This is a genomic window from Aliinostoc sp. HNIBRCY26, assembly GCF_050235535.1.
GTDB lineage: Bacteria > Cyanobacteriota > Cyanobacteriia > Cyanobacteriales > Nostocaceae > Trichormus.
The window spans coordinates 4,733,423-4,745,802 of record NZ_CP189852.1; the positions used below are offsets into that span (position 1 = coordinate 4,733,423).

At 40.6% G+C, this 12,380-nt stretch carries 14 protein-coding genes; 3 read left to right on the plus strand and 11 right to left on the minus strand.

What is annotated here, in order from left to right; genetic code table 11:
- Positions 1-103 precede the first annotated feature (103 nt).
- The gene (locus tag ACQFX9_RS20035) at positions 104-868 is read left to right on the plus strand and encodes a Uma2 family endonuclease (RefSeq protein ID WP_427157953.1); all 765 of its coding nucleotides are present in this window, start codon (positions 104-106) and stop codon (positions 866-868) included.
- Positions 869-933: 65 nt separating this feature from the next.
- Here the strand turns inward: ACQFX9_RS20035 and ACQFX9_RS20040 are convergent, their stop codons facing one another.
- The 8 genes from ACQFX9_RS20040 to ACQFX9_RS20075 form a co-directional block, all read right to left on the minus strand.
- Entirely contained in the window at positions 934-2,028 is a 1,095-nt protein-coding gene (locus ACQFX9_RS20040) for a T3SS effector HopA1 family protein (protein ID WP_427157955.1), read from the minus strand.
- A gap of 43 nt (positions 2,029-2,071) precedes the next feature.
- Positions 2,072-3,244 carry a phosphotransferase family protein gene (locus ACQFX9_RS20045; protein WP_427162950.1) on the minus strand — a complete coding sequence of 391 codons (1,173 nt, stop codon included), beginning with the start codon at positions 3,242-3,244 and terminating at the stop codon, positions 2,072-2,074.
- Between the two features lie 217 nt (positions 3,245-3,461).
- Positions 3,462-3,707, minus strand: coding sequence for a hypothetical protein (locus tag ACQFX9_RS20050; protein WP_427157956.1), 246 nt, complete (start codon positions 3,705-3,707; stop codon positions 3,462-3,464).
- A 148-nt stretch (positions 3,708-3,855) separates the two neighbouring features.
- Complete coding sequence (locus ACQFX9_RS20055) at positions 3,856-4,107, minus strand: hypothetical protein (RefSeq protein ID WP_427157957.1); 252 nt, start codon at positions 4,105-4,107, stop codon at positions 3,856-3,858.
- A 148-nt stretch (positions 4,108-4,255) separates the two neighbouring features.
- A complete protein-coding gene (locus tag ACQFX9_RS20060) occupies positions 4,256-4,507 on the minus strand; it encodes a hypothetical protein (protein WP_427157958.1) in 252 nt (83 codons plus the stop codon).
- A gap of 405 nt (positions 4,508-4,912) precedes the next feature.
- Positions 4,913-5,164 carry a hypothetical protein gene (locus ACQFX9_RS20065; RefSeq protein WP_427157959.1) on the minus strand — a complete coding sequence of 84 codons (252 nt, stop codon included), beginning with the start codon at positions 5,162-5,164 and terminating at the stop codon, positions 4,913-4,915.
- 336 nt (positions 5,165-5,500) lie between these two features.
- Entirely contained in the window at positions 5,501-6,985 is a 1,485-nt protein-coding gene (locus ACQFX9_RS20070; RefSeq protein ID WP_427157960.1) for a M16 family metallopeptidase, read from the minus strand.
- Positions 6,986-7,092: 107 nt separating this feature from the next.
- Entirely contained in the window at positions 7,093-8,712 is a 1,620-nt protein-coding gene (locus ACQFX9_RS20075; RefSeq protein ID WP_427157961.1) for a M16 family metallopeptidase, read from the minus strand.
- A gap of 184 nt (positions 8,713-8,896) precedes the next feature.
- On the opposite strand from ACQFX9_RS20075, the gene ACQFX9_RS20080 reads away from it, so the two are divergent.
- Positions 8,897-9,511 (plus strand): TetR/AcrR family transcriptional regulator, encoded by a 615-nt coding sequence (locus ACQFX9_RS20080; RefSeq protein WP_427157962.1) that lies wholly within the window; start codon positions 8,897-8,899, stop codon positions 9,509-9,511.
- 265 nt (positions 9,512-9,776) lie between these two features.
- Here the strand turns inward: ACQFX9_RS20080 and ACQFX9_RS20085 are convergent, their stop codons facing one another.
- Positions 9,777-10,193, minus strand: coding sequence for a DUF4332 domain-containing protein (locus tag ACQFX9_RS20085; protein ID WP_427157964.1), 417 nt, complete (start codon positions 10,191-10,193; stop codon positions 9,777-9,779).
- Between the two features lie 128 nt (positions 10,194-10,321).
- Positions 10,322-10,591 (minus strand): peptidase, encoded by a 270-nt coding sequence (locus ACQFX9_RS20090; protein WP_236141413.1) that lies wholly within the window; start codon positions 10,589-10,591, stop codon positions 10,322-10,324.
- A gap of 316 nt (positions 10,592-10,907) precedes the next feature.
- On the opposite strand from ACQFX9_RS20090, the gene ACQFX9_RS20095 reads away from it, so the two are divergent.
- Complete coding sequence (locus ACQFX9_RS20095; RefSeq protein ID WP_427157966.1) at positions 10,908-11,327, plus strand: DUF4363 domain-containing protein; 420 nt, start codon at positions 10,908-10,910, stop codon at positions 11,325-11,327.
- Positions 11,328-11,505: 178 nt separating this feature from the next.
- On the opposite strand, the gene ACQFX9_RS20100 is transcribed toward ACQFX9_RS20095, so the two are convergent.
- Positions 11,506-12,327 (minus strand): PhzF family phenazine biosynthesis protein, encoded by an 822-nt coding sequence (locus ACQFX9_RS20100; RefSeq protein ID WP_427157968.1) that lies wholly within the window; start codon positions 12,325-12,327, stop codon positions 11,506-11,508.
- Between the last annotated feature and the right edge of the window lie 53 nt (positions 12,328-12,380).

Consider the following 12,380-nt stretch of genomic DNA (forward strand, 5'->3'; position numbering starts at 1 on the left):
TTATGAATAATTTCTAGGTGTAGAGAGATTTTCTCACACTGACGCACCCTACTAACTCACGTTAAACTAAACAACAACCCTTACCCTCTGCAAAGGTAATCTTATGACCTCTGCAACTAATCTAGACACTGACCTCACCCCATTTCCTGACCATACGCAGCTACCAGAGTCAGATGGTAAATTCGTGAAAAATTGGCAAGAACATCCTCAAAGTATTTTATTGACGGACTCAATTCAACCCGTCCTCAAACAGATACATCCTGATGGTCAATATTGTATTGGTCAGGACTTAGGCATTTACTGGCGTTTAACTGACCCTCCAGAAAAAGGCGCAGAAGCACCTGATTGGTTTTATGTAGGAAATGTCCCGCCTTTACTGGATGGACAAACGCGACGTTCCTATGTGTTTTGGCGAGAACACATCGCACCATTAATTGTTTTGGAATTTGTTTCTGGTGATGGGAGTGAGGAAAGAAATAAAACACCTTGGCAGGGGAAATTTTGGATTTATGAACAGGTGATTCGTCCTCCCTTCTATGGCATTTATGAAGTTAAAAAAGCCAGTGTAGAAGTTTATGAATTTATAGGTGGACAATATGAGTCACTAGCAGCCAATGAACGGGGACATTATCCCATACATCCTTTAGGTGTGGAGTTAGGTATATGGGAGGGTGAATATCAAAATGCACAATTACCCTGGTTACGTTGGTGGGATGCGGAGGGTAATTTGTTGCTGACTGGTGAAGAACGAGCAGAACAGGAACGCCAACGCGCAGAACAAGAACGCCAACGCGCAGAACAAGAACATCAACGCAATGAACGCCTGATTGCTCAATTGCGCGCTCTTGGTGTTGAACCAGAAATCTGATACAGATAATAAAAAGACGTTGCAATGCAACGTCTCAAAATATCATGTTCACGAGGTAATCTATCCTATTTAAAAGGTGTATATATATCTTCCGAATCAGCATTGAGATACGGACGTTGCAATTGAATCTTCAATGCAGAGAACTGTTGTAAAATTGATGTCATCCTAGCGGCTGGGGTATTATCGCCTTGCAGCCACGCGGCTAACAAACCATTCGCCACAATTTGACAACGGTGTGTACCAAAACTCTCATTTTCATTAAATCGTTGTTTTGGTTCTTCTGCGATCGCTAATCCTGGTGCCATGGGTTTAGTAAAGAGGGGGACTTGCTCTTGGAAATGCTCTTGATGCTCTATGTAAAGCGTTTCTAAGATGGGGGAAACCCGTTCATAGTCATTTTTGTCAAAATATAACACTGCTGAGTCATAACGCTGATAATCAGAAGGGTTGTATAAAGCTTTAAAGGTAAAAGTTAAGGATATAGCATTGAGTCGTGTTGTCAAACTATCCATGACTGCAATTGCACCATCTGGGGTGACATTAAAGTAAACACGCACCAAAGTATTGTCTGCTGCTTGGTAAAATTGTGATGCACCTGCATTAGCAACTGCCATATAAAATCCATTCTGCACGACATTCTTAGGCATTTTAATCGCCACTAAATCACCAAAGCTTTCAGATGTTTGCATTCCTTGGGGTTCAACATACAAAGTTAAACCATCACGTTGTACAGCTACAGTCCCATCTGTTTCCTCTTTGACTATCCGCCAACCATAACTCCAGTAACCTGTACCTCTGTTATTTTCATGTAGGCGATCGTAAAAAGCTAGGTCTACGCCCAAAAAGGTGTTATTTTCTAAATTTTGATTAACAGCTAAATTCGATATCTCTGCATCAGAGGCCAAAACACTTCTCAATGAGCCATTATAATAAATGCCGTAGAGAAAACTACGCAACTGCTGACTCAAATAATTATTTTGTAACTCCATTGATAGCTTTTGAAAGCGAGAAACTGAAGCCTCTGGTAATTCTAAGGGTTTGTAGTTTGGATGTTTAATACAATATTGGGACTGAATTTCAACGTTATGAATAATATCTTGCAGTGATAGTTGCAGTGACTCTGAGATATCCGGCAATTGGACGGGATCTAATAGTTGCATAAAGATGAGCCTGTAAATGAAGAGATAGAGCAATAATTGTGGTTTAAGCAAGAGATAAGTTCGCGGCTGAGAAATCTGTTGCTTCTACACCTAAAATTGTAGGGATAGATGCTTCGGGACGACACAATAAACTCTTGGCGACTTGTAGCATACAAATACCTACATTCCCAAAGCTTTTTTCATATTGCAGTCGCGCCTGAATAGCTGTAATTAAGGCTAAACCGCAAAATTGCATGACTCGTTGCAAGAAATCAGGACGCTGTTCTAAGATTTCAGGGAACTGAGTTAAGTAAGCATTTACCAACTCTCGCAGCGAAGGTTGCAGAACATACAAAGGGGTTGCGGCTAAACGTAAGGACTCATCAATTGCAATCGATTTACCTGTCACCATGCTATACAACCAAATTTGCAGATAACTGGCGATGACTGTTCCTAAATCATTGGCGGGATCTCCCCAGTTACCCCGTTCCCAGTCAATCAAGCGGATAATTTGATCAGCAGATGCAGTTTCCCAATCGATGGAGAGAAGTATATTATTTAACTTCAAATCATTATGGGTAAGACAACATGGGGTAAAAGCATTGATTAATTCTGCGATCGCCTGCCCCAAACTATCGTAGCGTTGATATAAAGCAAAAAATTTCAGTCCATCAGCCGGAACTTTGCCAAAAATTTCTGGTGTCAGTCTATCTAGTCCACGATTGAGACTGAGCTTTCTTTGATTCAGGAGATGAGCATCACTATCTTGAAAAAACTCCCGATACTCGTCACGATTAATTGTCATCCGATGAATGGAAGCTAAAGTATTCCCTACCGCCTTGGCTATCTCGACAGGAAAGAATTTTAGACTTTCCTTGATGTAGAAATCCATTAAATCTCGATAGTTATCAAGATAATTGAAAATAATAATAGAATTTTCACTGTTAAAATATACTACTTCTGATATGCTGGCACGAATATCTTCCAATTCTGGAAAATTGCGTAAAAAATCATGAATGCGCCATTCTAGTAAAAACTCACCACTTGCTCTTCCTTCCAAGTTGTGACGTTCTTGTTTAACTAGTAACTTCCTACCGTTTGGAAGGGTAACTAATAAATTAAAGTTCTTAGCAGCTTTTAATTCAACTGTACTTGATAACTGCTCATCATAAGTACACAAGTTCAGCGAAATAAGATATTCAAACAGGTTTTGAGAACTTAAAATCAGTGGTGGCATAGTTTTAAGATAAGCAACAACATTCATAACTGTTTTTTGATTTTCAAAATAGTGTTGAGTATAAAATAAACATTTATCATATCTACTCAACACTGTTTAGGAGAAAATGCCAGCGATTAAGCCCAAGACTTTGAGATTGCTTAATCGCTAATGCCACAATTACAACAGAGCTATTCAGCTGCTGTTTTACATGGTCACTAATGAGAAATTATGAGATTTAATAAAGACCATTGTTACTGCTAAAGGACTTAACTAGGTGTACAATGCCATCGATACCTAAAGTAATGACACCAAACTCAAATCCCTTCTCAACAATACCTAAAACTGTACCAGTGCTATCAGAATAGCCACCAGCACCAGCAACAGAATTATCCAGATTGCTTAAATCGTTGAGGAAGCTTTCAGAATCTTGAAACAATTCTGCACCAGTTACTTGTAAGTTGGTCAGATTAATAGATGCCATGATAGACTCCTAAAAAAAATTTTAGTTTTGACTAGAAAGTGCCAGCGATTAAGCCCAAGATTTTGAGATTACTTAATCGCTGAACCACAATGACAACAGAGCTATTAAGCTACTGTTTTACACAGTCGCTAATCTGAAAGTCTGAGATTTAGTAGTAAAGCCCACCGTTGCTGCTAAAGGATTTAGCTAGGTGTACAATGCCATCAATGCCCAGACCAATCACACCAAACTCAAATCCTTTTTCAGCTAATCCTAAAACTGTACCACTGGTGTTAGAATAGCCACTACCAGCACCAGCAATAGAATTATCCAGATTGTTCAAATCATTGAGGAAGCTTTCAGAATCTTGAAACAATTCTGCACCAGTAGCACGTAATTCGTTAATAGCAATAAACGCCATGATAGACTCCTAAAACAATTTCAATTTTGGATAGAAAGTTCTAGCAATTAAGACCCAGATTTTGAGATTGCTTAATCGCTAATGCCACAATTTCAACAGAACTATTCTGCTTCTGTTTTACACAGTCGCTAATCGGAAAGGCTGAGATTTAGTAGTAAAGCCCACCGTTGCTGCTAAAGGACTTAGCTAGGTGAACAATACCATTGATGCCTAGACCGATCACACCAAACTCAAATCCCTTTTCAACAAGACCTAAAACTGCACCAGTGCTATTGGAATAGTCATCACCAGCACCAGCAATAGAATTATCCAGATTGTTCAAATCATTGAGGAAGCTTTCAGAATCTTGGAACAACTCTGCACCAGTAGCACGTAATTCGTTAATAGCAATAAATGCCATGATAGACTCCTAAAACAATTTCTGTTTGAACTGTGATTTGCAGGCGATTAAGTGATTGCTTAACCGTTGATTCAATTTTTATTTATGTTTCTCATGAAAATCAAGGTTAAAAGTTAGTTTGGCTAGACATATATTAGTAAGATATGTCTATTTTCTATTTGATATTCTGTGATAGAAAAAGGATAAACGTAGAAACATTATGTTTATGCAAGTCTGAAAATAGAGCATATTTTTTTAAATAACTAAGATGTGCTGGATTCAGCTAAATACCGACGCAATCTGAAAAGGCATACAAATATCTAATATTGGCGATACGTGACAATGAGCCTAAAAAAATCGTGTGCATAATCTTAATCAGAACTAAAACACACGATAATCATGAAGATTCAATTTATTGAGCAACAACTATCTGGAAATCCCTAGTTGTCTTCGTAAGTCTTGAACTCGTATTTCTAGATCATTCATCCATCGATTAAGAATCGAGTCTACATCCGTGCCTGGGGTGTTAGTTTGTTCTGGAGTATTTTCCCCCGCTTGTCTTCTGCCATAACTTCTTTCCGCGCCAGCATATATCGTCTTCATCTCCCACGTCGTCAGTTCATTAATAAATTTACTTTCGTCGTCAGGAGAAAGATCGGAGATTGTGATCCTTACCATTTGCTTGCCTCCTTAAATACGGTCATATTATTGAGAGCAGTACAGGACAGGGACAGAACTAACTCAAAAATTAGAATTGTCCCCTTATATTTTGATTTTCTATGTGTGGAAGTCAATATTTTTTGCTGATATTTTCAGACAGAATTAAGAAAGTTTTGTCTATTAAACCGGATTTTTGATCATGTTGCTGTTTTTTGTCTTGAGCAAAGGAAAAACCCCAGTTCATAAAATAAACCAGGGTTTTGTCAGACAAGCTGTCAAGGTATTTATATTGGCAGTCATTGCTTTAATCCTGAGCAAAAATCAAGTTAAAGGACTGACTACAAACTAGCGCATTTACTTTTGAGCTTGTGGTTGTGAACCAGGAATAGTCACGTCTATTGGCGTTACTTGCGTTGCTAGTTGTGTTAATGGCGGTTGAATAGCGGTTTGATTACCCACTACCAGAGTTACGAGATTTTCTGGCTTGAGGTATTGCTTCGCTACCCGTTGCACATCGGCGGCTGTGGTTGCAGAGACAGCTTTTTGATAGCGGAAGAGAAAATCAGCCGGATAGTTGTAATATTCGTAGCGCATTAACCGCGAGAGGGTTTGAGCAGGGTCTTGAAAGTTAAAGACAAAGGAATTTAAAGTAGACTCCTTAGCAAGAGTTAGTTCTTGTGCTGTGACTGGTTGTGCTTGAATGCGTTTAATTTCTGCCTGTAAAGCTTTGACAAACTGCACAGTAGCATCAGAGCGAGTTTGTCCCCCAGTAATAAACATTCCAGGGTAATCAAAACGGGGACTCCATACACCGTAAACAGAATATGCTAAACCTTGACGCGATCGCAATTCATTAAACAACCTCCCGCCAAAGCCATTTAACACCCCATTCAACACATCCAAAGCCGCATAGTCAGGATTATCAAACCTCCCTCCCAAATGTCCCACCAATACACTACTTTGGGTTAACTGGGGTTGGTTAACAAAAAATACGCCCCCTGTATTCGCCTGTGTTACCTCTGGTAAAGGTAATTTCATCATTTTGGGGTTACGTGGCCAATTACCCAGTTGAGCTTGAATGAGCGATCGCATTTTTTTGCTATCAAAATCCCCCACAATCCCTAAAATCGTATTATTGGGGTGAAAGAAATCCCCATGGAAGCGCACTAAATCTTCGCGAGTAATGCGATCTATCGTGGCATATTCTACAGTCCGCGCATAGGGGCTATCTTTGCCGTATATCAGTTTGCGAAATTCCCGGCTGGTGATACTATCAGGATTATCATTCCGGCGTGCAATCGCACCTTTAGCTTGAGTTTTGGCTAAATCTAGCTTTTCTTGAGCAAATACTGGCTCTCTTAACACCTCAGCAAACAACCCAAACACCGTTTCTACATCTTCGCTGAGAGCATCAAAACTAGCACTTCCCGCCCCTTCACTGATACTAGCTTCTACAGATGCAGCCCGTTGTTCTAAAATTTCATTTAACTCATCGGCGGTATGTTTTTTAGTTCCCCCATCCCGCATCACCGTACCCGTCAAAGCCGCTAGTCCGACTTTATTCCCATCTTCCCAACGACTACCAGTCCGTACTAAGGCTGTACCGCTTACCAAAGGTAGTTCGTGATCCTCCATCAGATACACAACTAAACCATTTTGCAGTACAAATCGCTCATACTTGGGCAATTTAATTTCCGGTAACGGCGCAAACTGCAACTCCGTGTAATGCTTGGCTGCTGCTTTCGCCACTGGAGAAAAGTTAAAAGTTACCAATAAAAAGGTACAAGCAACCATTAACGCGTAAATCAGTCGCTTACCATGTTGAATTTTCCTGGACATTTACCTGTGAACCCTCACCTGATCAATAATTCAAAATTCAAAATTCAAAATTCAAAATTCAAAATTCAAAATGAACTAACAATTACTTTGGAATTGAGAATTTTTAACTAAGTTTGTTTGGACAGCAATTTGCCAATTGTGCGATTTTCGGGTGTGAATGTTGTCTTGGCTACTCGCTGAATATCGGCAGGAGTCACAGCCGCAATTTCATCCAATTGTTTAAACAGATTCCGCCAAGAACCAGTTTTGACTTCATACTCTAAAAGTTGCTGTGCCATACCCATATTAGAGTCGAGGCTGCGGAGTAAATCTGCTCGTGCTTGGGTTTTTACCCGTTCTAATTCGGAGGCGGCTACAGGTTGGGTTTGCAATTTGTCAATTTCTTGGCGTAAAGCCGTCGCCACATCATCAACACTGTGACCAGGAGCAGTCAAAGCATAAAATAGCATCAAGTTGGGATATTTATCTCCAGGAAAACCGCTAAAACCTTGGGCAGTTAAAGCTACCCGTTTTTGTTCTACCAAAGATTTATATAATCTTGATGTCCGTCCGTTACTTAATAAACCACCAATAATTTCATAAACTGCGTTATCAGGATGAGTACCAGCCGGACGATGATAACCTTCCAGATACCAAGGTTGGGAAGGTAATTCTAAAGTTACTTCCCGTGTTTGGGTTTGCTTTGGTTCTACAGGAATTTTTGCTTGGGCTTTGGGTTTTGACTGATAGCGACCAAAGTAAGTCTGTGCTAATTTTTTTACCTCTGTTGGGTTGACATCACCCACCACTGCAATTGTAATATTGCTGGGTACATAGTGAGTGTCAAAAAAATCCTGTACGTCTTTGGGTGTGAGGTTACGAATATCTTCGTCATAACCAATCACCGGTCGTCTGTAAGGATGGACTTTATAAGCGGCATCGATAAACTTTTCAATCATCATGCCAATGGGGGAATTTTCCACCCGCATCCGTCGTTCTTCTAAAATTACATCTTTTTCTTTATAAAACTCCCGCCGAATCACAGGATCAAGAAAGCGGTCAGACTCTAGGGACATCCACAGTTCTAACTTATTAGAAGGGAAACTATAGAAATAACGAGTCGCTTCTGTGGAAGTGTTAGCATTTAAGCCCACACCGCCGGCTTGCTCAACGATTTGCCCTAACTCATTTTGCTTGACTAATTTAGCTGCCTGTGCTTCAACTTTCTGAAATTCCCCTTGTAATTTAGTGACTTCATCTTTTTTCCCACTGGCTTTTGCGGCTCTAATTTGAGTATCCAACTGTTCTAAACGTTCTAACAGAGGTTTTTCGGCTTTGTAGTCAGTTGTACCAATGCTGGTAGTACCTTTAAATGCCAAATGCTCTAGAAAGTGGGCAACACCAGTTTTACCGTCCGGCTCATCCACACCACCCACATCAGCGTAGGTGAGAAAGGAAACTACAGGTGCTTGATGGCGTTCTAAAACAATAAACTTCATGCCATTACTCAAGCGAAACTCTGTGAGATTCTTAATTACCCGGTCTAGATAGGGTTGAATCGAACTTTTAGTTGTAGGGGTTTTGCTGAGTTGGAGTGCAGTTTCAACAGGGGATAGAGTTTGAGTCTGGGCTAAAGCCATTGATGGTACTATCCCCCACCAGCCAACTAATAGTGTTAAGAAAATTGTTAACAGTCGGCGGGAGATATCCCTGTTGAAAAAAGCGGGAATGTATAACGGATGTTTCATATCTGGGGCGTGCGAGCGACTGAACTGATTCATAAGCAACGAGTACAATAAATTTTCACTACTTAGGTAGCAGGTGACTTAGTCATAGGAGCGTTAATCTTGTATTAAGCTTTCTGTGCTTTTAGTACCTGACGTTAGACAATAATGCTACAAACCGTGTTCCGGAGATTTTACAATAACTATTATGCGAGTTTTTAATTCTCCCCCACCCTCAGAAGCCCAGACACGCTCCCGCATTCTACAGGCAGCACTGAAATTATTTGCATCTCAAGGATTTGATGGTACTACCACCCGTGACTTAGCACAAGCAGCTGGGGTGGCGGAAGGGACTTTATTTCGGCATTTTACAAATAAAAAAGCGATTTTGGTGGAGGTAGCAACTGCGGGCTGGGTGGATATTCTGACAGATTTACTGACAGAATTAAGCGAAATGGGCAGCTATAAAGCTGTAGCCCAAGTAATGCGCCGCCGGATGTGGAATTTGCACAAAAATGCCGATTTAATGCGAGTGTGCTTTATGGAAGTGCAGTTCCATCCAGACTTGCGCGATCGCATTCAAATCGAAGTCATCAACAAAATGACCGATGTCGCCGAAGCCTTCTTCCAAACCGCAATGGATAAAGGCATTTATCGCCAAATGGATGCCAACTTAGTCGCAAAAGTCTTTTTAGGAATGTTTGCGATCGCAGGTTTTTCCAACAACACCCTCATGCAACCTGATGCTTCCCCCCAACAAATGCAGCAAATGGCCGAAGGTTTAGCCGATATCTTTCTCAATGGGGTGTTGGTGAAGGATTGAGGGCAGAAGGAGGTAGAGGGCAGGGAGCAGGGAGATGAGGGAGACAAGGGAGACAGGGTAGAATTGATTTCTCAACTCAGCACCGGCTAAACGCCGCGCTACCGCTAACAGCACTCAAATCAATTCAAAATTCAAAATTCAAAATTAAAGAATTGATTACTAAACACTCAGCACTCAGCACTCAGCACTCACCACTCACAACTCAGCACTCACAACTCAGCACTCAGCACTCAGCACTCACCACTCACAACTCAGCACTCACAACTCAGCACTCAGCACTCATCACTCTCCTCGCTTGTTGACTCCATTGTTGAACTAACTCAACAGATGGACACAAATCGCGACGCTGCATAGTTGCTACTTGCAAGCGTAAAATCTGTTTGTGTAATCTGTGGGTGGGAATTTGGGCTAATTGTGCTACTGAACCAACGCCTGCGTGTAGTAGTAAACCACAATACTGTACTCCCACACTAGGAACACGCGCTAAATCAGCCAAGGCTATCCATTTATTGACATATTGCAGGTGAACTTGTAACTTACTGGACAAAGTTAGCCTGTCTTGCGTAGTTTTGCCTTGTTTAACTAACCCCAGGGTGGTTTGAATTCCACAGTTGTGTAATTGTAATTGTTCTTCTGGACTCAATCCTGGTAACTGTTCAATCGGCCAGTCACAGGATTGCATCGTACTTCGGTTTTTAGTTGCCGTTACTTTAGTAGGCATTTTGAAGAATTAACATAAGTTGCCTTTAATATTGTGACTTGTAAATCTGGGAATTGGGCATTGAGAATTGGGCATTAAACTAAAGACTATTAACGATTCCTCTTAGAAAATAATCCAGACATACTCAATCCAGTTGCTAATAACCCCAAACATCCTAATCCGTTCAAAATCGGATAAATTCCCTCAAGATGGAAAATTTCTCCTGTATGAATGCTCAACAGTAAGCTAGCAGGGACTCCTATACTAATCGACCATTCACGAACAAAAGTTGCTAGCATCCCTGTCAATACGGTCAAAATCAGTGGCAAAGATATAATTATGCCGAGAATCCGATGATACTTACGAAATGAACGTTTCATGGTGGTTCTGTTATCGATGAAAACTTTTTGGCTAATAACTGAAAATGCAGACACGAACAGAAGAATCTAGTTTTACTTGCTGAGGCTCGATGTAAATAATTAGTGTGAGCAGTTTTACTGATATCTGTTCTAAGATACTGCACAGTAGGTAAAAAATTCAGCAAAAGAAAAATATAGTTAATTTCCGAGTCTTTTTTCTCGACATCTTTAATAATTGAATAGCAGAAATATCATCTTAAATATTTCTGTTTATGGTGGGTGTGATACCTAAACACACATCATCAATTACAAATACAAGTTTTTTGAGGAGTTAATTATGAAGCGTTTTCAACCAGTTATGATGGTTACTATTATCAGTCTCATAGCTTTAGTGGGATGTAACAAAGTTGAACAACCTAATACGCAGGCTTCACCTAGCGAAAATACTACTAAAACAGTAGCAACTTCCACAGAAACCACTGATTTCAAAGGTCTAGAAGGTGTAATTACCAATACTAAAACAGCAGTTGAAGCAGGTAATTTTACTAAAGCTAAAGGCGAATTTGAGAAATTCGAGGATTCCTGGTCAAAGGTTGAAGATGGAGTCAAAGCTAAATCTCCTAATACCTACAAAGATATTGAAGATCAAGCCGATGAGATTAAAGCAGGTCTGAAATCTTCTAAACCAAATAAACAGAAGGTATTAACGGCTTTAGCTTCTTTGAGTAAAAATGTGACTAGTGTTGCTAAACCTTAAGCATTTCATGCTGGATAGTTGTATTAGGGAACACCAAAAAATAAATTATCCCAAATAAACAGCTTAGTAGGGTGCGTCAGTGCGAGAAAACCTAACTATACCAAGAGATTATTTATACTGACGCACCCTACAGTTTGGATATTTTTTGATCTGGAAGTCCCTTAACTCGATTAGGGGACTAAAGAATTAATTCTCCCCGTAAGACTGTCACAGCTTGTCCTGCTAGCAAAACGCGATCGCCTACGGTGGGGCGTAGCCCATCCCCACCCACATAATTGACTTTCACAACTCCGCCACGGCTGGATGCTTGGTATGCTAAAAATTGATCTTTGTGGAGGCGATCGCGCCAATATGCAGCCAAGCAACAATGGGCTGCGCCCGTAACCGGATCTTCGTTAATTCCTAAACCTGGTGCGAAAAAGCGAGAAATGAAATCATACTCAGACTCAGCTTTGGCAAGACTTGTCACCACCACATCAGCCATCGGTAAACTTTTCATCTGCTGAAAGTTGGGCTGCATCTGTCGCACTAAATCTTCTGATTCTACTTCTACTAAATAACCCAAACTATTCTGCATAACTGTTTTCAACGGTACTCCTAACGCCTGACTCAGTTCTGGCGGTGCAGTAGTTGGTTGAGAATGAATCACGGGAAAATCTAATTCAATCCAGTCACCTTGGCGTTTAGCAATGAGTAAACCGCTTTTGGTGTGGAAACGTGCGTCTTCATCGGTTGATAAATGCCCTTCAGACCACAGTACATGACTACTAGCTAAGGTTGCATGACCACAAAGCGGTACTTCTGTTGTCGGCGTAAACCAGCGCAGACTAAAGCCATCATCTAGTTTTACTAAAAAAGCCGTCTCCGATAAATTCATTTCTTGGGCGACATTCTGCATCCAAGCGTCTGTTTGCGGAGTCGCTAAAACACAAACTGCGGCTGGGTTCCCTGCAAAGGGTTTGTTGGTAAACGCATCCACCTGAGTAATAATTTGTCTCATAAAATGACACTGCAATTCAAACTAGTCAATTTGCAGCTTAAATATAGATAATC